The organism is Plantibacter elymi (nom. nud.) (assembly GCF_900177795.1).
Classification (GTDB): Bacteria; Actinomycetota; Actinomycetes; order Actinomycetales; family Microbacteriaceae; genus Plantibacter; species Plantibacter elymi.
Window position 1 is genome coordinate 81,624 of sequence record NZ_FXWJ01000004.1, and the last position, 20,788, is coordinate 102,411.

At 68.6% G+C, this 20,788-nt stretch carries 20 protein-coding genes and 1 tRNA gene; 11 read left to right on the forward strand and 10 right to left on the reverse strand.

Features of this window, described 5'->3' with window-relative positions:
• Positions 1 to 117 precede the first annotated feature (117 nt).
• Positions 118 to 786 (forward strand): phosphate signaling complex protein PhoU, encoded by a 669-nt coding sequence (phoU, locus tag CCK91_RS12915; RefSeq protein WP_064296372.1) that lies wholly within the window; start codon positions 118 to 120, stop codon positions 784 to 786.
• 76 nt (positions 787 to 862) lie between these two features.
• Here phoU and CCK91_RS12920 read toward each other — a convergent pair whose 3' ends face one another.
• The 3 genes from CCK91_RS12920 to CCK91_RS12930 form a co-directional block, all read right to left on the reverse strand.
• Positions 863 to 2,257 (reverse strand): chaplin family protein, encoded by a 1,395-nt coding sequence (locus CCK91_RS12920; protein WP_086474383.1) that lies wholly within the window; start codon positions 2,255 to 2,257, stop codon positions 863 to 865.
• A gap of 110 nt (positions 2,258 to 2,367) precedes the next feature.
• Positions 2,368 to 3,231: a hypothetical protein gene (locus tag CCK91_RS12925; protein ID WP_086474384.1), complete on the reverse strand. Its 864-nt coding sequence runs from the start codon at positions 3,229 to 3,231 to the stop codon at positions 2,368 to 2,370.
• A 162-nt stretch (positions 3,232 to 3,393) separates the two neighbouring features.
• Positions 3,394 to 4,143, reverse strand: coding sequence for a phosphoglyceromutase (locus CCK91_RS12930; protein ID WP_079705352.1), 750 nt, complete (start codon positions 4,141 to 4,143; stop codon positions 3,394 to 3,396).
• Between the two features lie 71 nt (positions 4,144 to 4,214).
• Here CCK91_RS12930 and CCK91_RS12935 point away from each other — a divergent pair, with 71 nt between their 5' ends.
• Positions 4,215 to 5,039 carry an SAM-dependent methyltransferase gene (locus CCK91_RS12935; RefSeq protein ID WP_086474385.1) on the forward strand — a complete coding sequence of 275 codons (825 nt, stop codon included), beginning with the start codon at positions 4,215 to 4,217 and terminating at the stop codon, positions 5,037 to 5,039.
• Positions 5,040 to 5,058: 19 nt separating this feature from the next.
• Here the strand turns inward: CCK91_RS12935 and CCK91_RS12940 are convergent, their stop codons facing one another.
• The 4 genes from CCK91_RS12940 to CCK91_RS12955 form a co-directional block, all read right to left on the reverse strand.
• Positions 5,059 to 6,126: an FUSC family protein gene (locus tag CCK91_RS12940; protein ID WP_133059992.1), complete on the reverse strand. Its 1,068-nt coding sequence runs from the start codon at positions 6,124 to 6,126 to the stop codon at positions 5,059 to 5,061.
• A gap of 62 nt (positions 6,127 to 6,188) precedes the next feature.
• A complete protein-coding gene (ygfZ, locus tag CCK91_RS12945) occupies positions 6,189 to 7,349 on the reverse strand; it encodes a CAF17-like 4Fe-4S cluster assembly/insertion protein YgfZ (RefSeq protein WP_369821900.1) in 1,161 nt (386 codons plus the stop codon).
• A 1-nt stretch (position 7,350) separates the two neighbouring features.
• Positions 7,351 to 8,055 (reverse strand): FABP family protein, encoded by a 705-nt coding sequence (locus CCK91_RS12950; protein ID WP_086474387.1) that lies wholly within the window; start codon positions 8,053 to 8,055, stop codon positions 7,351 to 7,353.
• Positions 8,056 to 8,188: 133 nt separating this feature from the next.
• A complete protein-coding gene (locus CCK91_RS12955) occupies positions 8,189 to 8,479 on the reverse strand; it encodes a hypothetical protein (protein ID WP_064296602.1) in 291 nt (96 codons plus the stop codon).
• A 110-nt stretch (positions 8,480 to 8,589) separates the two neighbouring features.
• Between CCK91_RS12955 and CCK91_RS12960 the strand changes: the two genes are divergently transcribed.
• The 8 genes from CCK91_RS12960 to pstB all read left to right on the forward strand — a co-directional run bounded on the left by CCK91_RS12960 (position 8,590) and on the right by pstB (position 17,693).
• The gene (locus CCK91_RS12960; protein ID WP_175116223.1) at positions 8,590 to 9,279 is read left to right on the forward strand and encodes a response regulator transcription factor; all 690 of its coding nucleotides are present in this window, start codon (positions 8,590 to 8,592) and stop codon (positions 9,277 to 9,279) included.
• Entirely contained in the window at positions 9,251 to 10,156 is a 906-nt protein-coding gene (gene mshD / locus CCK91_RS12965; protein ID WP_086474388.1) for a mycothiol synthase, read from the forward strand. Before CCK91_RS12960 ends, mshD begins: the two co-directional genes overlap by 29 nt.
• Positions 10,157 to 10,246: 90 nt before the next feature.
• On the forward strand, positions 10,247 to 12,442 hold the full coding sequence (locus CCK91_RS12970) for an RNA degradosome polyphosphate kinase (protein WP_079705346.1): 2,196 nt from the start codon (positions 10,247 to 10,249) through the stop codon (positions 12,440 to 12,442).
• A gap of 52 nt (positions 12,443 to 12,494) precedes the next feature.
• A complete protein-coding gene (locus tag CCK91_RS12975) occupies positions 12,495 to 13,433 on the forward strand; it encodes an NUDIX hydrolase (RefSeq protein ID WP_086474389.1) in 939 nt (312 codons plus the stop codon).
• A gap of 193 nt (positions 13,434 to 13,626) precedes the next feature.
• Positions 13,627 to 14,718 (forward strand): phosphate ABC transporter substrate-binding protein PstS, encoded by a 1,092-nt coding sequence (pstS, locus tag CCK91_RS12980; RefSeq protein WP_369821901.1) that lies wholly within the window; start codon positions 13,627 to 13,629, stop codon positions 14,716 to 14,718.
• Positions 14,719 to 14,848: 130 nt separating this feature from the next.
• A complete protein-coding gene (gene pstC, locus CCK91_RS12985; protein ID WP_079705344.1) occupies positions 14,849 to 15,793 on the forward strand; it encodes a phosphate ABC transporter permease subunit PstC in 945 nt (314 codons plus the stop codon).
• On the forward strand, positions 15,793 to 16,893 hold the full coding sequence (gene pstA / locus CCK91_RS12990) for a phosphate ABC transporter permease PstA (protein ID WP_086474391.1): 1,101 nt from the start codon (positions 15,793 to 15,795) through the stop codon (positions 16,891 to 16,893). The genes pstC and pstA overlap by 1 nt, the downstream gene beginning before the upstream one ends.
• Positions 16,894 to 16,913: 20 nt before the next feature.
• Positions 16,914 to 17,693: a phosphate ABC transporter ATP-binding protein PstB gene (pstB, locus tag CCK91_RS12995; protein WP_056007815.1), complete on the forward strand. Its 780-nt coding sequence runs from the start codon at positions 16,914 to 16,916 to the stop codon at positions 17,691 to 17,693.
• A gap of 126 nt (positions 17,694 to 17,819) precedes the next feature.
• On the opposite strand, the gene CCK91_RS13000 is transcribed toward pstB, so the two are convergent.
• The 3 genes from CCK91_RS13000 to CCK91_RS13010 form a co-directional block, all read right to left on the reverse strand.
• The gene (locus CCK91_RS13000) at positions 17,820 to 18,677 is read right to left on the reverse strand and encodes an anti-sigma factor (RefSeq protein ID WP_086474392.1); all 858 of its coding nucleotides are present in this window, start codon (positions 18,675 to 18,677) and stop codon (positions 17,820 to 17,822) included.
• Complete coding sequence (gene sigK, locus CCK91_RS13005) at positions 18,674 to 19,264, reverse strand: ECF RNA polymerase sigma factor SigK (protein WP_229940357.1); 591 nt, start codon at positions 19,262 to 19,264, stop codon at positions 18,674 to 18,676. Before sigK ends, CCK91_RS13000 begins: the two co-directional genes overlap by 4 nt.
• Before the next feature lie 346 nt (positions 19,265 to 19,610).
• Complete coding sequence (locus tag CCK91_RS13010) at positions 19,611 to 20,240, reverse strand: DNA-directed RNA polymerase subunit beta (protein ID WP_086474394.1); 630 nt, start codon at positions 20,238 to 20,240, stop codon at positions 19,611 to 19,613.
• A gap of 130 nt (positions 20,241 to 20,370) precedes the next feature.
• Between CCK91_RS13010 and CCK91_RS13015 the strand changes: the two genes are divergently transcribed.
• Positions 20,371 to 20,446, forward strand: a tRNA-Lys gene (locus CCK91_RS13015).
• The last annotated feature ends 342 nt before the right edge of the window (positions 20,447 to 20,788 follow it).

Consider the following 20,788-nt stretch of genomic DNA (forward strand, 5'->3'; position numbering starts at 1 on the left):
CCACTTCGACGACTGTTCACGCGTGGGGCCCCAACTGTTAACCTTGGTTCGGCATCATCGGCGGAGCGGGCATCTGCCTGCCCACCGCCAGGTCACGGAAGGACGGCACCCAGAGCCATGCGCGAGGTATTCCAGCAGTCACTGCGAGAGGTCCAGGATCGCCTGGTCGAGATCGCCGAACTCGTCACGATCTCCATCGAGAAGGCGACGCAGTCCTTCGGCAACTCGGACGTCGCGGTCGCTGAAGAGGTCATCGCCAACGACAACCGCATCGACCAGCTCGCGATCGAACTCGACGAGCTCGCCATCGACATCCTCGCCCGTCAGCAGCCGGTCGCTCGCGACCTGCGCATCGTCGTGAGCGCGCTGCGCATCAGCGCGTCGCTCGAGCGGATGGGCGACATGGCCGAGCACATCGCCCAGCTGTCGCGGTACCGCTTCCCCGACAAGGCCGTGCCCAAGGGCCTGCGGACCACCTTCGCCGAGATGGGTCGACTCGACGTCTCGATCGCCCGCAAGCTGACGGAGCTGCTGCGCACCCAGGACCCGCGCATCGCCGATGAGATCCGCAACGACGACGACGACGTCGACGAGCTGCACGCCAGCGTCTTCGAGAAGGTCCTCGGCGACACCTGGAAGGGTGAGCCCGTCGCGACCGTCGACGCCACCCTGGCCTCGCGGTACCACGAGCGCTTCGCCGACCACGCCGTCTCCATCGCCAAGAAGGTCCAGTACCTGGCGACGGGCGACTGGATCCCCGAGGCGACCACGCCGGTGCACCACTGACCAGCTGATCCCGGACACCCCGACGAGCGGTGTCGACCCGAGACCGGGTCGGCACCGCTCGTCCGTTCGTGTGGAACTAGCTCATCCGACGACGGGTGATCGTGCCACCTGCCAGGAGCAGGAGGCCGAGGACCGTGGCGAGGCCGGCGAGCGGCAGGAGCTGACCCGCGCCGCTGCCGGTGTCGGCGAGCGTCGGCTCAGCTGAACGCGCGGCCGAGGCCGTCGTGTTCGAGCCGGTCGAAGACGCCGCCGTCGTGGTGGTGATCACCGTGGCGGGGCCCGTCGGCACGACGGGGGTCACCGGGGTGGTGGGGTCCGTCGGGTCGGTCGGGTCCGTCGGGTCGACCGGAGTGGTGGGATCGGTCGTCCCGGGACCACCGGTCTCGCTGTCCCCGATCACGGAGATCGCGTTGCCGCCGATCGTGACCGGCAGCTCCAGGCCGAGGTCGATCTGGTTCCCACCGCCGAGGCTGTCGTCACCACCGGTGGTCGACGTACCGCCGCCGGACGATGCCGGAGCGGAGGTCGAGGTGCCCGTCGACTCGGAGTCGCCGATCACGCTGACGGCGTTGCCGACCACGGAGATCGGGAGTCCGAGGTCGCCGAGGACCTGGTTGCCACCGGCGACACTGTCGTCACCGGTCGTGGTCGACGGTGCCGCCGGAACAGCCGCACCACCCGACGTGGCAGGCGCACCCGCCTGCTCACTGCTCGAATCACCGAACAGCGAGATGGCGTTCCCACCGACCGTGACCGGAACGGTCACCACCGGCGACACCTGGTTCCCACCGGCGACGCTGTCGTCACCGGTCGTCGTCGACGGTGCCGCCGGAACAGCCGCACCACCCGACGTGGCAGGCGCACCCGCCTGCTCACTGCTCGAATCACCGAACAGCGAGATGGCGTTCCCACCGACCGTGACCGGAACGGTCACCACCGGCGACACCTGGTTCCCACCGGCGACACTGTCGTCACCGGTCGTCGTTGCCTCGTCGGTGACCGGCGAGGCGGACTCCCCCGCCGCCGGTCCGGCCGTCGCACCCGACTGCTCGGCATCGCCGATGATCGAGATCGCGTTGTCCTCGACCGTCACCGGGATGGAGACGGGCAGCTGGACCTGGTTCCCACCCGCGACACTGTCGTCACCACTGGTCGTGGTGGCCGACGCGGGCTCGGGTACCGGTGCGGGCTCCGGCGCAGGTGCCGGCTCCGGTGCGGGTGCCGGCTCCGGTGCGGGTGCCGGCTCCGGTGCGGGTGCCGCCTCCGGTGCGGACGTCGCCGACGAATCGCCGACGACGCTCACCGCGGTGTCCACGATCTCGACGGGGGCCTCGAGGACCACGTCGACGAGGGTTCCGCCGAGGATGCTGTCGTCCCCGGACGTGTCGGCGTTGGCCGCCGTAGCGCCGAGGAACGTGAGTCCCGCGACGAACAGGCCACAGTAGAGGCCTTTCTTGACATACGAATTCATGATTCCTGCTCCTTGCAGAGTGACTGATGTGCTCCCGTGGTCGGGAGGCTTCGGACCGTTGAACCGCCCGGTGGGCGGGTCTCCGCCGCGAACGGCAGAGTGGTCCGGGGTCAGTCAGGAGAGGTATCGGAGGGGAACGTGGGAGAAGCCGGGAGGTCGTCGTCTCGCGCGGGTCCGCGACGGTCGTCGCCGGGCGCAGGGAGGATGACGGAGATCGATTGTTCAGCCGCAGCGGGGCCGCCGACGGCACCACCGGAGCCGGAGGACCCGGAACCGCTCGGCGTGACGGCCCAGCGGCTGTCGGCGTCCGGCAGCAGCGGAAGGTTCGCAGGGGCTGCCGGGAGGCTGGACCATCCGACGGCGGCGGGCACGTCCATGGTGAACGACGTGTCTTCGCGATCCTGCCCGACCGACACGGTCGCCGAGTCGCCCTGCTGGTCGGAGGGCGGTCCGAGGACCGTCGTCAAGAGGTTGGCGCCCGTTGTGGTCGGGTCGGTCGTCGACACACCATCTCCCGGGCCCTGCGGAAGCGCCGGGACGACCGGATCGACGATCGGCGTGCTGGGGACCGGGACCGCTGCGACGACGTCGGCGACGCCGGTCAACGTCTGGTCGACCGTCTGCACGACCGGATCGACGATCGCGGCGACGGGTGCTGCCCCGACGGTCTCCTCGACCACGTCGTTCACCACCGGTACCGCTGCGACGGTCTCGTCGACGACGTCGACCACCGGTTCGAGCACGGTGGTGTCGACGACGTCGACGACCTCGGCGACGGCATTGACGGGCTGTTCGAGCGAGCCGACGACCTCGGTCACCGCGCCCAGGAGCGACGGATCGGTGGCGCTGTCGTCGGCATGCGCCGAGGATGGGGACCCGAAGAGGGCCACCGCCGTGAACGCCGCGGCGGCGAAGCCACCGAGCGCCAGAGCGCGCCACAAGGGGAAACGGGTGCCGTCGGTCGACTGCTCCATGCGTATCCCCCCAATCGGGTTACAGTGCAGTCACTGTACGCCCAACCCCGAAGCGGTTCAACCCCTTTTTTTCGACATGGAAAACCCCGGCCAGGAGCACTTTCGGCGACGATGTCGCCACGCCGCGCTCCCGACCGGGGTGGTGGTTTGGTGGGGTTTCCGCTACTTCTTCCCCTGCGCCGCGACGGCGGCCGCGCCTGCTGCTGCTGCCTCGGGATCGAGGTACCGGGCCGGGGCGACCGGACGGAAGTCCGCGTCGAGCTCGTAGACGAGCGGGATGCCGGTGGGGATGTTCAGCTCGGCGATCTCATCGTCCGAGATGTCGTCGAGGTGCTTCACGAGTGCGCGGAGCGAGTTGCCGTGCGCCGTCACGAGGACGGTCTTGCCGGCAGCCAGATCGACCGTGATGTCGGACTCCCAGTAGGGCAGCATGCGGTCGATGACGTCCTTCAGGCACTCGGTGCGCGGCAGTTCGCCGTCGATCCCGACATACCGGGGGTCATCGGCCTGCGACCACTCGTTGTCATCGTCGATCGGCGGCGGCGGCACGTCGAAGGAACGACGCCAGGTCTGGAACTGCTCCGGACCGTACTCGGCGAGCGTCTGCGCCTTGTCCTTGCCCTGCAGGGCGCCGTAGTGACGCTCGTTGAGGCGCCAGCTGCGCTTGACCGGGATCCACATGCGGTCGGCGGTCTCGAGGGCGAGGTTCGCCGTCTGGATCGCGCGGGAGAGCACCGAGGTGTACAGCACATCCGGGGTGATGCCGGAGTCGGCGAGCAGTTCGCCCGCGCGCTTGGCCTCGGTGACGCCGAGTTCGCTGAGTCGGACGTCGACCCAACCGGTGAACAGGTTCTTCTGATTCCAGTCGCTGTTGCCGTGGCGCAGCAGGACGAGGGTGTAAGTCTCAGGCATGTCCCCAGCATACCGACGGCGCATGACCGCGAGGTGGACGATGACCCCGCTCCGTGAGGGAGAATGGGTCCATGCCCGTCGGATCGATCACCCGCGGGACGACGGGTACGAACCGGCTCCGGCGGGTGGACCGCTGGATCGCGACCCACCCCTCACTCAGACGGACGACGAACCCGCTGGTGGTGGACCTCGGCTACGGCGCGAGCGGCGTCACAGCGTTGGAACTGCACGACCGACTACTCGCCGTCCGACCCGACGTACGGGTCATCGGATTCGAGATCGAACCGGGGCGCGTCCGCACCGCTGACGCGCAGCTGCAGCAGGTGCGCGCGGGCACGACCCGGTTCACGCCGACGGCTGCGGTCTCCTTCGCGCGCGGCGGGTTCGAGGTGCCGACCGGCGACGACCGTCCCACGGTGATCCGGGCGTTCAACGTGCTTCGGCAGTACGACGAAGCCGAGGTCGCGGGGGCCTGGCGCCTCATGGCGTCGCGGCTGCAGCTCGGCGGTGTGCTCGTCGAGGGGACGTGCGACGAGATCGGACGGGTGTCCAGCTGGATCGCGGTCGACGACCAGGGGCGTGCCGAGTCGTTCTCCATCAGTCTGCGGCTCGCCGACCTCGAGCTGCCGTCCATCGTGGCCGAACGACTGCCGAAGGCACTGATCCACCACAACGTGCCGGGCGAACGTGTCCATGCGCTCATGACGGACCTCGACCGCGCCTGGCGGATGCACGCACCCCTGGCGGTCCACAGCCCGGTCCAGCGCTGGTTGGCGACCGTCCGGACACTTCGCGACAGCGGGTGGCCGGTGCTGGCCGGCCGCAGCCGCTGGCGCCTCGGCGAGTTGACACTGCCGTGGTCGGCTGTCGCCCCGAATCCCTCCTCGACGGACTGAGTGTCGGGAATCGGTCCCGTCAGAGCGAGGGCAGCGCCGCCTGCGCCTCCGGCGTCGGCAGGCCCGTGGCCGTGAGCAGGTCGACGAGGTACGGCCGGAGCACGAGCACGAGCGCCTGCTCGGAGACCGAGGCATCGGGGAGGACGGCGACCGGCTCGAGATGCTTCGCGATCTCGAGTAGGGACTGCCTCGCGACCGGCTGCTGGGCGATGTCGCCGATCGACTGCGACAGGATGCCGAGCGCGACGGAGGTGCGCGCGAGCAGGTCCGCGAGTTCAGGGCGGCTCGTGGCGTCGCGCGACACGTAGTCGATGCGCCGGGCGATCACCCGGAGGTTGCGGGTCGCGAGGTCCATGCCGTCGAGCATGGTCCGCTGCCGTTCGAGGTCGAACACCGCCTTGCGGAGGAACGGCGAGATGCGCGCGATCGCGAGCCCGGAGTCGAGGGTTCCGCGCCACGCGTCCAGGGCCGGCTGGGTGGCCCGCGCCCGTGCGAGCGCGCGGTCCGCCTCCTCGAGGTCGCCGAGACGGAGGGCGGCGACGAGCGAGGCGAGGGTCCGGACGTGTTCGTCGATGAGCCGTTGGCCGTCCCGGCGAGCACTCCGGCGCGGGTCGCGCGGGATGAGCGCGGTCGCGAGCAGGGCGAAGACCCCGCCGATCAATCCGTCGAGGGTGCGCACGAACGGGCCCCCGTCAGGCACGGGCAGGAGCATGACGAGGACGGACTGCACCGCCGCCGCGATCGCGAACGACGCCGCCGGCGACAGGAACCGGGCGACGAGCAGCGTGAGCACGAGCGCGACCGCGAGTTGCCACGTCCCCTGACCGAAGCCGAGGAGCAGGATCTCGGCCAGCGCGATCCCGACGCTCATCCCCACGGCCGTCTCGAGGACTCGGATCGGGCGGGCGTCGCGAACGAAGCCGAGACTCGAGATCGTCACCGTCAAGGCGAGGAGTGGCACGGCATGCCCGAGCACGTAGTGGGAGAACGCGTACGCGCCGATCGCCGTCGCGCTGACCTGCAGCACCGCCGGAACGGATCCGACGAGACGATGCCAGGCGTCGCCGAGCGCGATGCGGCGACGCACCGCAGCGGTCCATCGGTCGACCCGTACGCCCGGGTCCGAGGCGTCGTCGCTCCCCACCGGGGTCAGCGCCGGACGGCGCCGAGTCGCGGCAGCCGCGGCACGTTCGCCGTGGCTCCAGCATCCGCCGGCACGACGATCTCCTGAGACGCCGCGACGTCGATGCCGTCGGCCTCCACCGTCAGCACGGCCGCCGGATCCGCGGAGCGCTTGACGATCGCCAGCGCCACCGGGCCCAACTCGTGGTGGATCGCGCTCGAGGTGATGCGTCCGACGGGTTTCCGGGTCGCGTCGTCGCCGACGAGCACCACGTTCGAACCGGCCGGCGGCAGGACCGCATCGGAGCCGTCCAGGAGGAGCATGACGAGGCGACGCGGCGGGTGCCCGAGGTTGTGCACCTTGGCGACGGTCTCCTGACCGCGATAGCAGCCCTTGTTCAAGTGGACGGCCGAGCGCAGCCAGTCCAGCTCGTGCGGGATGCTCCGCTCGTCGACCTCCGACTGCAACCGCGGGCGCCAAGCGGCGATCCGCAGGGCCTCGGCGGCCAGCGAACCCGCGGCGGAGAACGTCCCCGCACGGATCTGCTGCACGAGCGACTCGAGCTGCTCGCGCGCGACGATCGTCTCGGTCCACGTCCACGCTGCACCCGGGTGCTCACCCGTCGCGTACTGGTGCCCGCCGACCGCGACCTCGGACCACGGATCGTGCCAGACGAGCGGCATGCCGTTCGGCTCTGCGGCCTCGATCGCGAGACCCGCCGCCGCGCCGATCACGGCGTACTGCCCGGTTGCGACGGCCACCTCGACGCGCAGCATGAACCGCATCCGGTCGAGCCAGGCGTGGAGGGGTGCAGCATCGGCTGCCTCGGTGACGAGCCACGTGGTCGTGCCGTCGTCGAGCAGCTTGACCGCGTGCTCGATCCGGCCGCTCTGGTCGAGGAAGAGGGTCTCCGTCGAGGTGCCGGCCGACAGCGATCGCAGCTCCTGGCTCGTGATGGAGTTGAGCCAGCTCAGCCGATCGGGTCCGGTGACGGTCACGATGCCACGGTTCGACAGGTCGACGATCGCCTTCCCGCTGGAGATGAGGCGCTGCTCGATGTTCGGGCTGCCGTAGTGGGAGGGGACGCCGTGGTCGACGGCGTCCGCCTGTTCGACGGCACCCGGCAGCGTGAGGAAGGGCGAGCCCGGAATCGCGTCCGGTGTGTCCGCTCCGTTGGGAATGGTCACGTCAGTCGGCTTTGGCCAGGCGCGCCGAGGCGTGCGTCCGGAGGTCCTGACCCAGGGCCGCGATGTCCCAAGCCCAGAGCAGGTGGTTCTCGACGAGACCGTACAGGCGCGTCGCCGCGGCGTACTCCTTGGCTCCCGCGGTCCGGACGACGGCGTCGGTCGCGAGGTCGATGCGCGGGCCGTCGATCTGGCCGAGGTAGAGCTCGCTCACACCGTTCGGGTGGACGATCGAGACCTGCAGGGGGAAGGCGCCGGTCGACGTACGCAGGGTCTCGACCGATTGTGCGGTGCCGAACGGGCGGGGGCCTTGCCCTGGGAGCATGCCCGGGCCGGGGTCGCCCTCGATCAGCGGGCGTTCGAGGCGCCAGTAACCCGTCTCGGTGACGAGCGGCTCGGGCACACCGGGCTCGTCCGCCGAGGCTCCCTCAGGCGCGACGTCCGCAGCGGTGTCGTCCGACAGGGCGTCCGCGTCGGTGGACGAGGCCCCCTCGGCGTCGCGCGGGGGCTGCTCGGGCAGGAGCCAGGTGTAGGAGTTGTAGTTCAAGTACGGCAGGCCGTCGTGGCTGAAGCTCACGCGCTGACCGAACTCGCGGGTCACGGTCTCGTCGCCGACCCGGTAGTCGATGACGCCGGTGCCCTCCCAGACGCCGATGAGCCACGACAGCGGGACCAGTTCGCTCGGCAGGCCGCTCGGGATCTCGATCATCGAGGGACCCGGACTAGCGCTGACCGCGGTACAGGTTCTTCAGCACGACCACCGCGGTGAACGCGATGGCGAGGCTGGCGAGGACGAGCAAGCCGATGAAGAAGATTTCGAGAGCGAGCAGCATGGGGAAAGTCTACCCCGAGGCCAGGGCGATGAGGCCATACACGGCACCGCCGATGGCGAGGATGAGGACGGCGCCGGTGACGCTCGTCGACATCCGATCGACGAATCCCACCTTCTGTCGCGTCAACAGCTGTGCCGAGAACGCGGCCAGGGTGCAGAGGCCGAGCGTGGCCGACAGCCCGAAGAAGGTCTCCCCCGGGCTCCAGAGCAGGCCGGACACGACGACGCCGACGAGCGCGAGCGCCCAGATGGAGACGACACTGATCCAGCGCAGCCGGGGGGAGAGAGTGGTTTCGCTCACGGACCCATTGTCACAGAGCGGACGCCATCGGACCACCAGCGGGCGCCCGGTGCGACGTGGGGTGCGGTCGTTCGCCTAATATGGTTCCAAACTCAGTCGGGAGGATGCGCGTGGCGCAAATTTTGGTCTTGACCTCCATGGTCGGCACCGAGGTCCTCCCATCCCTCGGGCTCCTGAGCCACCGCACCCGGCAGATCCCCGCCGACCCCGCACAACTCGTGAACGCTCCGAGTTCGGACCTCGTGCTCGTCGACGCCCGCCAGGACCTCGCGAGCGCCAAGTCGCTCTGCAAGATCCTCGGCGCGTCCGGACTGTCCGTCCCACTGCTCCTCATCCTGACCGAGGGCGGCCTCACCGCCGTCAGCGCCGACTGGGGCGTGAACGACGTCATCCTCGAATCCGCCGGGCCGGCCGAGGTCGACGCGCGGATCCGGCTCGCGATCGGCCGCGCCTCCCAAGAGCACTCGGCGAGCAAGATCCAGGCGTCGGGCGTCGTCATCGACGAGGCGAGTTACTCCGCGAAGGTCCACGGCAAGCCGCTCGACCTCACCTTCAAGGAGTTCGAGCTGCTCCGCTTCTTCGCGACCCACCCCTCCCGCGTGTTCACGCGCGAGCAGCTGCTGAGCGAGGTGTGGGGCTACGACTACTTCGGTGGCACGCGAACCGTCGACGTCCACGTCCGTCGGTTGCGCGCCAAGCTGGGCGACCTCGAACAGCTCATCGGCACCGTGCGCAACGTCGGCTACCGCTTCAACGTCTACGAGGACGATCATGCCCCGGCTGACGCTGTCGGTTCGTAACGTCGACGACGCCCGGACCCGGGATGCGCTCGAGCGCGTCGTGCGCACGGCGTCGCTCGTCGACGGCCAGCCGCCGTTCAGTGACCAGTCGCTCATCGACGCCGCGTCCGGCGCCCGGACGCTGATCCTCGCCGTCGAACCGCAGGACCCGCCGGTCGACCCCGACGACTTCGCCGTCGTGGGTGCGGCCATCCTCGGCCACGGCGAGCTCGAGTTCGTCGTCGAGCCCGAGTGGCGGGGTCACGGCTACGGTCGCGCCGCACTGCGCGGCGTCCTCGCCAACTGTCCTCCGCAGGTGCGCATCTGGGCACACGGCGACCACCCCGCCTCCCGGGTGCTCGCACAGGAGTTCGGCTTCTCGCCGATCAGGACGCTGCTGCAGCTCCGCCTGACCAAGACACCGGCGAGCCGCGCACGACCGGCCACCGCAGGGCACGCTGATGTCACGGTCGGCACGTTCCGGCCGGGAGTCGACGAGGAGGAGTGGCTCGAGGTGAACGCGCTCGCCTTCGCCGACCACCCCGAGCAGGGACGCATGACCCTCGACGATCTCCGCGCCCGGGAGGCCGAGTCCTGGTTCGACGCCGACGACTTCCTCCTCGCACGAGGCTCCGACGGCGACCTCCTCGGCTTCATCTGGTTGAAGGTCGAGGACACGGTCGGCGAGGTCTACGCGGTTGGCGTCCACCCGGCGGCCAGTGGCCGAGGGCTCGGGCGACTCCTGATGGAGGTCGGCCTGGCCCGCCTGCGGGATCGACGCGTCGAGGCGGTCACGCTCTACGTCGAAGCCGACAACCTCCCCGCGGTGTCGCTCTACCGCTCGCTTGGATTCACCGACCACACCATCGACGTGCAGTACGCGAGAACCGACGCCTGATCCCCTCCACAGCGGCGCGGCGCTGCGGCATTTACACAGTGTTCACCGCAGTCGTCGCGACCACCCCCGCCACGGTGTCATGATGAAGACATGCCAGCAGACCCAACCGTGCTCGATGTCGGCCTCGATGGAGACGAAGAGGACTTCGACCCCGCCTTCGAGCGGAACGATCCCGCGCTGCCCGAACACCGCTACCTCGACCGCGAACTCAGCTGGCTCGCCTTCAACCAGCGTGTCCTCGAGCTCGCCGAAGACCCGGCGCTGCCCGTCCTCGAACGCGCCAACTTCCTCGCGATCTTCGCCTCGAACCTCGACGAGTTCTTCATGGTGCGGGTCGCGGGCCTGAAGCGCCGCATCCTCACCGGACTGGCTGTCCCGACGAACGTCGGCAACGCTCCGGCCGACGTCCTCTCCGAGATCTCGCAGCAGGCGCACGTCCTGCAGGAACGTCACGCGCGCGCCTGGCACGACCTCGTCCGTCCCGACCTCGCCGAACGCGGCGTCACGGTCGTCACCTGGGACTCACTCGATGCAGCCGACCGCGAGTACCTCAGCGAATACTTCAGCAACCAGGTCTTCCCGGTGCTCATGCCGCTCGCAGTCGACCCGGCCCACCCGTTCCCCTACATCTCCGGCCTCTCGTTGAACCTCGCGGTCCGAGTGCGGAACACCCGCACCGGGCGCGAGGAGTTCGCCCGGCTCAAGGTCCCGCAGATGATGCCGCGCTTCGTCCGCGTGGGTCCGGCGGAGCGCCGTTCCGCGTCGCTCGACACCGCTCCCAGCGTGCGCTACATCGCCCTCGAAGAGGTCATCGCCAACCACCTCGGCCACCTCTTCCCCGGCATGGAGATCGTCGACCACCACGTCTTCCGCGTGACGCGCAACGAGGACATGGTGATCGAGGAGGACGAGACCGAGAACCTCATCCAGGCCCTCGAGAAGGAACTGCTGCGCCGACGGTTCGGCCCGCCCATCCGCCTCGAGATCACCGACGACATGGACGACGTCACCCTCGGACTCCTCGTCCGCGAACTCGACATCACCGAGCAGGAGGTCTATCGCCTGCCCTCACCGCTCGACCTCGGCGGGCTCTTCAGCCTCGCCGGCATCGACCGCCCGGACCTCCAGTACCCGAAGCGCGTCCCGACCACGGCGCTGCAGTTCCAGCCCGACGAGCCGAACGGCAAGCCCGACCTCTTCCGGTCGATCGCCCGTGAGGACGTCCTGGTCCACCACCCGTACGAGTCCTTCGCCACGAGCGTGCAGGCGTTCATCGAGCAGGCCGCCGCCGACCCGCACGTGCTTGCGATCAAGCAGACCCTGTACCGCACCTCGGGCGACAGCCCCATCGTCGAAGCACTCATCGACGCGGCGGAGGCCGGGAAGCAGGTCCTCGCCCTGGTCGAGATCAAGGCCCGGTTCGACGAACAGAACAACATCTCCTGGGCCCGGAAGCTCGAGAAGGCCGGCGTCCACGTCGTCTACGGGCTCGTCGGACTGAAGACGCACTGCAAGCTCGCGCTCGTCGTCCGACAGGAGCGCGGTGTCCTGCGCCACTACAGCCACATCGGAACGGGTAACTACAACCCGAAGACGAGCCGCATCTACGAGGACCTCGGTCTGTTCACGGCCGACGACCAGGTCGGCAAGGACCTCACCCGCCTCTTCAACGAGCTGTCCGGGTACGCGATCGAGAAGAAGTTCAAGCGACTCCTGGTCGCGCCGCGCCACCTGCGCAAGGGCCTGCTCAAGCACATCGAGCAGGAGCGCACGAACGCCGAGGAGGGCAAGCCCTCCGGGATCCGCATCAAGGTCAACTCGATGGTGGACGAGTCGATCATCGACGCGCTCTACCGGGCCAGCCAGGCGGGGGTCCCGGTCGACCTGTGGGTTCGCGGGATCTGCGCGCTGAAGCCCGGCCAGCCGGGGATGAGCGAGACGATCCGCGTGCGCTCCATCCTCGGGCGGTACCTCGAACACTCGCGCATCTTCTCGTTCCACAACGACGGCGACCCGCACGTGTTCATCGGTAGCGCCGACATGATGCACCGCAACCTCGACCGTCGCGTCGAGGCGCTCGTCAGACTCACCGACCCGAAGCACCTCGAGGCGACCGCCGCGATGTTCGAGCAGGCCCTCGACGAGCAGACGTCGTCGTGGTGGCTCGACGCCGACGGCGTCTGGACGCGCCACGCGGTCGACGCTGACGGACGACCGCTCACGGATCTGCAAGACTCCCTCATGCTCGAGACCGCGGCCCGCCGCCGGCCGAGGAACCGTCGCTGACGACTTCGCACCGCGACCCACCCGAGCACCACGACACGACGAGGCAGTGACTATGACGACGACGGCAATCTACGCAGCCGGTGCCGTGTGCTGGCGTCTCATCGACGGCAAGGTCCACCTCCTCGTCATCCACCGCACGGTGTACGGCGACGTCACGATCCCCAAGGGCAAGGTCGATCCCGGAGAGACGCTCGCGCAGACGGCCGTGCGGGAGATCAAGGAGGAGACCGGCCTGAGCGTCCACCTCGGTGTGCCGCTCGGCGTCTCCACCTACCCCTTGTCGAGCGGTCGCGAGAAGATCGTCCACTACTGGTCCGCCGAGGTCACCGACCAGGCCGTCCGCGAGAGCACGTTCATCCCGAACGGCGAAGTCGCCGCCCTGGAGTGGGTCACCATCAAGCGGGCACGGAGCTACCTCAGCTACGAACGCGACGTGGAGATCCTCGAAGCCTTCGCCGCACTGGTCGAGGAAGGCGTCACCGCGACCTTCGCCCTCATCGCGATGCGCCACGGGAAGGCCACGTCGCCCTCCGAATGGTCCGGCGAGGACGCGACCAGGCCGCTGGCACCGCGCGGGGTGAAGCAGGCGGCGGGGAACGTCCCGACCCTGCTCGCCTTCGGCCCCCACAAGATCGTGACGAGCACGGCCGTGCGCTGCGTCAGCACCGTCAGCCCGATCGCCGCGGCCGCGGGCATCGAGCCGAAACGCTCCGACCTCATCAGCCAGGACGCCTACGAGCGGGGCGAATCGGATGTCCGCCGGGTCGTCGGCCGCCGCGTCCGGGCGCTCAAGACGGCGATCCTCTGCAGCCACGGGCCGGTCCTCCCCGAGATCCTGCACGAGATCGCGCTCGCCACCGGGTCCACCCGAGGCTCCTACCTCGGGAGCGCAGCCGCACTCGAGACCGGGGCGTTCTCCATCGTGCACCTCTCCCGGACCAACCCGAGCTCCGGCATCATCGCCATCGAGACGCACGAACCCCGCGTCTGACCCATCCGCGCGAACCCCCTGAACAGGGGGCGTTCGTCGCGCATTCGCGGCATCGCCACGTCGGCCGCCATGAAGCCGTCGATATCCGTTCACCCGTTGTTTACCATCACGGGGGATGCTCGTCATGCCACGTGGTTAGCGTCACTGACGAGCCAGCACCGGCTCGCACCCACACCAATGAATGGACATCCCTGTGAAGTTCTCACGTTTCGGCCGCGTCGCGGTCGTAGCAGCAGTCGCAGCCGTCGCACTGACCTCCTGTGCGGCCAACGAAGGCGGCGCCACCGCCACGAGCGCAGCCGCCAGCGACCTCAAGGGCAGCCTGGCCGGTAGCGGCGCTTCGTCGCAGGGCAGCGCCCAGGAAGCCTGGGTCGCCGCCTTCCAGACGGCCAACCCGGACGTCACCATCAACTACTCCCCCGACGGCTCCGGCGCCGGCCGCAAGGCGTTCATCGCCGGCGGCGTGCAGTTCGCCGGTTCGGACTCGGCACTCTCCGACGAAGAGCTCTCGAGCACCTTCGCCGCATGTGCAGCCGACACCAAGGCGATCGACCTCCCGGTCTACATCTCCCCGATCGCGGTCATCTTCAACGTCGAGGGCGTCGACGAGCTCAACCTCGACGCAGCGACCATCGCGAAGATCTTCGCCGGTCAGATCACCAGCTGGGACGACCCGGCGATCGTCGCGCTGAACCCCGAGGCCAAGCTCCCCTCGACCCCCATCACCGCCGTCCACCGCTCGGACGACTCGGGTACGACGAAGAACTTCGCCGACTACCTGAACAAGAACGCTCCGGACGTCTGGACCGCTGAGCCGGCCGACACCTTCCCGTTCCAGTCGGGTGAGGGCGCCAAGGGCACCTCCGGTGTCGTCGACACCGTCAAGGGTGGCACCGGCACCATCGGCTACGCCGACGCGTCGAAGGCCGGCGACCTCGGTGTCGCGAAGATCAAGGTCGGCGAGGAGTTCGTCGAGTACAGCGCCGAGGGTGCTGCCGCCGTCGTCGAGGGCTCGCCGCTCGTCGAAGGCCGCGAGGCGAACGACATCGCGATCAAGCTCGACCGCGAGACCACGGACGCGACCCACTACCCGATCGTGCTCGTGAGCTACCTCATCGCCTGCCAGGAGTACGCCGACCCGAAGGTCGCCGACCTCGTCAAGGCCTACGCCGGATACATCGCCAGCGACGAGGGCCAGGAAGAGGCTGCGAAGTCGGCCGGTGCTGCGCCGCTCTCCGCCGACCTCGCCAAGAAGGTCCAGGACGCGATCGCGTCCATCAAGTAGTCAAACGGTCGAGCGTGCCGGGTCCTGCCCGGCACGCTCGACCTGCGTCACCAGCACTCGCAACACCCGCAGTACCCGCTCCCCGAGTCTGTCGAGGGGCACCACCATCGCATCGAGAGAACGGGAACCCATGGCTGTCGAGGCCCTAGCTGCGAGACCCAAAGCCAAGCAACGAGTCGGCGACCGCGTCTTCTCGACGCTCTCCGTCGTCTCCGGATCGCTCATCCTCGTCATCCTGGCGGCGGTCGCGATCTTCCTCATCGTCCAGGCGTTCCCGGCCCTCACCGCCGACTCCTCGTCGTTCACCGGCGCTCCGACGAGCTTCTGGGCCTACGTCGGTCCGTTCGTCTTCGGCACCATCTGGGCGGCAATCCTCGCCCTCGCGATCGCCGTGCCGCTCTCGCTCGGGATCGCCCTCTTCATCACCCACTACGCGCCGCGCCGACTCGCAGTCGCCCTCGGCTACGTCATCGACCTCCTGGCCGCCGTTCCATCGGTCGTCTACGGCCTCTGGGGCGCGCTCGTCCTCGCGCCGTTCGTCCAGCCGTTCTTCGCCTGGCTGTCCGAGAACCTCGGCTGGATCCCGCTCTTCGGTGGCACGGTGTCCGGCACCGGTCGCACGATCCTCACCGTCGCCCTCGTGCTCGCGGTCATGATCATCCCGATCATCACGGCCATCTCCCGGGAGATCTTCCTCCAGACCCCGAAGCTCCACGAGGAGGCCGCGCTCGCGCTCGGCGCCACGCGCTGGGAGATGATCCAGATGGCGGTCCTGCCGTTCGGACGCCCGGGCATCGTGTCCGCCTCCATGCTCGGCCTCGGACGAGCGCTCGGCGAGACGATGGCCGTCGCGCTCGTGCTCTCCCCCGCCGCCGTCTACTCGTTCTTCCTGCTCACCTCGAGCAACCCGAACACCATTGCGGCGAACATCGCCCTCAACTTCCCCGAGTCCTTCGGCATCGACGTGAACAAGCTCATCGCCACCGGCCTGATCCTGTTCATCATCACCTTCGTGGTGAACTTCATCGCCAGACTCATCGTCAACCGTCGTAAAGAATTCTCGGGAGCGAACTGATGACCGCCACGACCGACCGCCGCCAGGCGTCCATCGCCACGCCGTTCTCCAACTCGCTCACCGCGGGCAAGCTGCCGAAGTTCGCGCCGCTCACGATCCTCGCGGGCAGCCTCATCGTCAGCGGTGTCATCTTCCTGCTGTTGCAGCAGTCGACGGCCGACAAGAGCTACAACGTCCCCGGAGCCGTCGTGCTCGGTGCTGCGCTCTACGCGGTCACGGTGTACGTCTCGTCGCTCATGGTGGAGGGACGCCGGAAGGCCAAGGACCGCCTGCTCACCACCCTGGTGACCGCGGCCTTCGTCGTCGCCCTCCTGCCGCTCGTCTCGGTCGCCATCACGGTGATCTCGGCCGGCGCCGCCCGCTTCGACATCGAGTTCTTCTCCCTGTCGATGCGGAACGTCGTCGGTGAGGGCGGTGGCGCACTGCACGCCATCACCGGAACGCTGCTCATCACCCTGGCCACGTCCGTCATCTCCATCCCGATCGGGATCCTGACGGCCATCTACCTCGTCGAGTACGGTCGCGGCAAACTCTCCCAGGGCATCACCTTCCTCGTCGACGTGATGACCGGTATCCCGTCCATCGTCGCCGGACTGTTCGCCTTCGCCCTGCTGGCGATCTTCTTCGGCCCGGGCGTCCGGCTCGGCATCGGCGGTGCCATCGCGCTGTCGCTGCTCATGATCCCCGTCGTGGTCCGCTCCAGCGAGGAGATGCTGAAGCTCGTGCCGAACGAGCTGCGTGAGGCCTCCTACGCCCTCGGCGTGCCGAAGTGGCTGACCATCCTCAAGATCGTCCTCCCCACCTCGATCGCCGGCATCATCACCGGCGTGACGCTCGCCGTCGCCCGCGTCATCGGTGAGACCGCGCCCCTCCTGATCATCGCCGGCTTCACCCAGAGCATGAACTACAACCTGTTCGACGGCCCGATGATGACCCTCCCCGTCTTCGTGTACACCCAGTACGCGAACCAGGGCACCGACGGGGCCGCCTACGTGGACCGCGCCTGGACCGGCGCCCTCGTCCTCATCCTCATCGTCATGGCGCTGAACCTCATCGCCCGACTCATCGCCAAGATCTTCGCCCCCAAGTTCGGCCGCTAGGCCGCGAGCAAAGGAACCCCGTGTCCAAGAGCATCGAAGTCAACGACCTCAACGTCTTCTACGGCAGCTTCATGGCTGTCGAAGGCGTCTCCCTCCAGATCCAGCCCCGCACGGTCACCGCCTTCATCGGCCCTTCCGGCTGCGGCAAGTCCACCTTCCTCCGCACTCTGAACCGCATGCACGAGGTCATCCCCGGCGCACGCGTCGAGGGCGAGGTCCTCATCGACGGCAACAACCTCTACGGCCCGGGCGTCGACCCGGTCCTCGTCCGCCGTCAGGTCGGCATGGTCTTCCAGCGCCCGAACCCGTTCCCGACGATGAGCATCAAGGAGAACGTCCTCGCGGGCGTCAAGCTCAACAACCGGAAGATGTCGAAGTCCGACCAGGACGCGCTCGTCGAGCGCTCGCTCCAGGGCGCCAACCTCTGGAACGAGGTGAAGGACCGCCTCGACAAGCCGGGCTCCGGCCTCTCCGGTGGTCAGCAGCAGCGTCTCTGCATCGCTCGCGCCATCGCCGTCTCCCCCGACGTCGTGCTGATGGACGAGCCGTGCTCGGCCCTCGACCCGATCTCCACGCTCGCCATCGAAGACCTCATCGAGGAGCTCAAGCAGGAGTACACGATCGTGATCGTGACGCACAACATGCAGCAGGCGAGCCGCGTCAGCGACAAGACCGCGTTCTTCAACATCGCGGGCACCGGCAAGCCGGGCAAGCTCATCGAGTACGACGACACCACCACGATGTTCTCGAAGCCGTCCGTCCAGGCGACCGAGGACTACGTCTCGGGCCGCTTCGGTTGATCTGACGCCGGCATCACGACAGCCCCGCCCGGGATCCCCGGGCGGGGCTGTCGTCGTCTGCAGCGGAGTCCGAGAGCCTGTAGAGAGGCGAAGCCTGCCGACAGGCTCAGGACCGGAGGGAACGGACTACGCCGTCTCGATGACCATGATCGGGTCGGTGGTGGGCTGCTCGGAACCGCCCTGCGGCTCGACCGTGACGCCGACCTTGTCGCCCGCGCTCATGGCGCCGTCGAGGACCCGCCAGGTGGTGCCGTTGGCTGCCGAGAAGGTGCCGGCCGAGACCGGGCCTCCCTCGCCGATGTACCAGAGTTCGTAGACCTTGTCGGACGGCAGGGAGCCGAGTCCGTCGACGAGCAGGGCGGACTTGCCGAGCTCGCCCGACCAGACGAGGGTCGCCGTCGCGTCATCCATGGACACCTTCGCGCGCTGGACGTCGGACGCCGCGTTGATCTCCGCGAGCGCGACCGTCTGCGTGAGGGACCCGCCACCGAAGGTGTTCGCGAGTCCGACACCGCCGAAGATGAGGCCGACCGCTGCTGCGGCGCCGACGACCATGCCGACGGCGCTGCGACGCCACCGTGAGGCGGCCTTGCGCTCCGCCGCACCGGCCACCGGGGCTGCCGGGGTGATCGCTGCTGCAGGGGTCGGCGTGGCGATCGGTGTCGACACCAGCGTCTCGTCGACGTCTGGAACCGCGGTCGGAAGCGCCTGCACCTCGGCGACAGGAGCATCGACGGGGGCGTCAGCGGGCAGCTGCGGCAGGTTCTGGATCGCGGCCATGAGCGAGTTCTTGAGCGCTGCCGACGGCTGCACGGGAGGTGCTGCGAGGTCGAGCATGGCGACGGTCTCCTCGAATTCCGCCGCTTCCTCGCGGACGGACTCGTGTTCGGCGCGCAGGCGGTCGAACCGCTCCTGCTCGCGCGGGGTCAGGGTGTGCAGCGCGTTTCCGGCTGCCAGGTCTGTTGCATCGTCTCGCTCGGTCATGTACGCACCCCCAACTCGTCTCGAAGTCTGATCATTCCGTCTCGCAACCTGGTCTTCACCGTACCGATGGGCACGCCGAGCAGGTTCGAGATCTCGCTGTGACTGTAGCCGCCGTAGTACGCAAGCGAAACAGCTTCGCGTTGCAGCTCGCTCAACCGGACGAAGGCCCGCTTGACGCGTTCGTGCTCGATCCGGATCTCGACCGTCTCCTGCACGTTGTCGACACGCTCGTCGAAGTCGCGGATGCCGATCTTGAGATCGCGGTCGCGTCCGGCCTGTGAGGCCCGCACGCGGTCGATCGCACGACGGTGGGCCATGGTGAGCACCCAGGTCGTGGCTGTGCCCTTGCCCGCCTCGAACTTCTGGGCGTTCTGCCAGACCTCCAGGAACACCTCCTGGGTGACCTCTTCGGACTGGGCGTGGTCGACGAGCACCCGCTTGACGAGTCCGAGGACCCGCGGCGCGATGTGGTCGTACAGCTCGCTGAACGCGACCTGGTCGCCACCGGCCACGCGGATGAGGAGCGCGTCGAGCACGTTCGCCAAGGACACCTGCGGTGCAGCGTCGGCTTCCGGTCCCGTGGTCACAAGTCTTAGCTTCTCACGGACACCGGCCGTTTGCGTGACGCCCACCCGAGGTCGGGTCTGCGTGTACAGTGCGGCGGTCATACACGGAGTTCGGTGCCGACCCGGGATCCGATTGGAGGAATCGACCGGATTCGACACCCCAGTTCCGGTGTCATCACGGAACAGGCGGCAGCGGCTGAAGACGTCCGCACAAAGGAAGTGCCAGGCCGCAGGAACGCCTCTCGGCGCAAGGCCGCTCGAAGCGGCGATTTTTGGAGCCCGGGGTTACTGCGGCCCGGCTTGAACAGTGTAGCAAGGGATCACCTGTGGACATTCCCAGGTCGGGGGCCTTGACCAGGCGCCTGGATCAGTCCAGGGAGTCGGTGCGCCACAGTCGGGCGCAGCCGGCGAGCTCCTCGGCGATGGTGCTGAACCGTGCGGCCTTCGTGGTGAGCCGTGCGGCGTCTGCGGGGTCGACCGCGTCCCGGTCGTTCGCGAGGGAAGTGCAGCCGACCGCGTTGATCCGGCAGAAGGACGCCGCCCGCTCGAGGGCGATGGCGAAGTCGCCGGTGTACAGCCCACGGAGGATCTGGTCGGCGAGGACGATGATCTCCTCCGGCCCGGTCGGCTCGGCCGCGCCGGCGATCACGGGGTCGACGGTGGTGATGAGCTCGGTGCCCCGCTGGAAGCTGAAGCTCGTCCCCACCGGGTCCTGCCGAATGAGCAGGCGCAGCAGGTAGATGCGCCAGAGGGCTCCGGGGAGACTCCGGGGGCTGGCGTGCGACCAGAGTTCGGCGATCGCGTCGATCCCGTGCTCGTCCGTGTACGTCACGAGACGGTCGACCACGGCCGGGTCCGGATCCGCCCGGACCCGGGTGAGGAGGGCGACGGCCGTCTCGTGCGTGATCCTCGACACGGCTTCCGGGTCGAGACCGCCCTGGATGGCTTCGAGCATCGACGGCGGCAGCTTCGTCGGACGATGGAATCCCTCGGTCATGCCTGCTCCTCCCCGCGACGCGCTTCGCGCACCCGACAACGGTACTCGCCTCGTGGGGCGATACTCCCCCTGTGCCCCCGACCTGCGCGTCAACGGGTGCCGTCGAAATCTCGTAGAGTAGAGCGCGTATGGGCCTGTAGCTCAGTTGGCAGAGCATCGGACTTTTAATCCGCGGGTCGTGGGTTCGAGCCCCACCGGGCCCACCACCGACGCGGTACTCGAACAATTCACCCTGAGATAGAGGTTGTCGGTCGTGGGTTCGAGCCCCACCGGGCCCACCACCGACGCGGTACTCGAACAAATCACCCTGAGATAGAGGTTGTCGTTCGTTCCACTCAAAGCGTCGGTCGCTACACCGGCGCTTTTTGCGTGTTCGCCTGCGGCGGCGTGAAGTAGCGCGATGGGCTCGTGGAGTTCGACCCGAGCGACGACGCCGGACTGCTCATCCTCGACCCACACGCGATCAAAGAACGCCTCCAGGATCTTTCGCTTCAGGGAATCGGAGGCGCTCGCATAGAAGCTGTACGGGTGGGCCAGCAGGTCGAGAT

What these genes read in the sequence shown, in the direction of transcription:
- pstC (WP_079705344.1), top strand. Translation starts at nt 14,849, where the DNA reads ATGGCTGTCGAGGCCCTAGCTGCGAGACCCAAAGCCAAGCAACGAGTC.
- CCK91_RS13000 (WP_086474392.1), bottom strand. Translation starts at nt 18,677, where the DNA reads ATGACCGAGCGAGACGATGCAACAGACCTGGCAGCCGGAAACGCGCTG.
- CCK91_RS12925 (WP_086474384.1), bottom strand. Translation starts at nt 3,231, where the DNA reads ATGGAGCAGTCGACCGACGGCACCCGTTTCCCCTTGTGGCGCGCTCTG.
- pstA (WP_086474391.1), top strand. Translation starts at nt 15,793, where the DNA reads ATGACCGCCACGACCGACCGCCGCCAGGCGTCCATCGCCACGCCGTTC.
- phoU (WP_064296372.1), top strand. Translation starts at nt 118, where the DNA reads ATGCGCGAGGTATTCCAGCAGTCACTGCGAGAGGTCCAGGATCGCCTG.
- CCK91_RS12975 (WP_086474389.1), top strand. Translation starts at nt 12,495, where the DNA reads ATGACGACGACGGCAATCTACGCAGCCGGTGCCGTGTGCTGGCGTCTC.
- mshD (WP_086474388.1), top strand. Translation starts at nt 9,251, where the DNA reads ATGCCCCGGCTGACGCTGTCGGTTCGTAACGTCGACGACGCCCGGACC.
- CCK91_RS12970 (WP_079705346.1), top strand. Translation starts at nt 10,247, where the DNA reads ATGCCAGCAGACCCAACCGTGCTCGATGTCGGCCTCGATGGAGACGAA.
- CCK91_RS12950 (WP_086474387.1), bottom strand. Translation starts at nt 8,055, where the DNA reads ATGATCGAGATCCCGAGCGGCCTGCCGAGCGAACTGGTCCCGCTGTCG.
- CCK91_RS13010 (WP_086474394.1), bottom strand. Translation starts at nt 20,240, where the DNA reads ATGACCGAGGGATTCCATCGTCCGACGAAGCTGCCGCCGTCGATGCTC.
- CCK91_RS12935 (WP_086474385.1), top strand. Translation starts at nt 4,215, where the DNA reads ATGCCCGTCGGATCGATCACCCGCGGGACGACGGGTACGAACCGGCTC.
- CCK91_RS12920 (WP_086474383.1), bottom strand. Translation starts at nt 2,257, where the DNA reads ATGAATTCGTATGTCAAGAAAGGCCTCTACTGTGGCCTGTTCGTCGCG.
- CCK91_RS12930 (WP_079705352.1), bottom strand. Translation starts at nt 4,143, where the DNA reads ATGCCTGAGACTTACACCCTCGTCCTGCTGCGCCACGGCAACAGCGAC.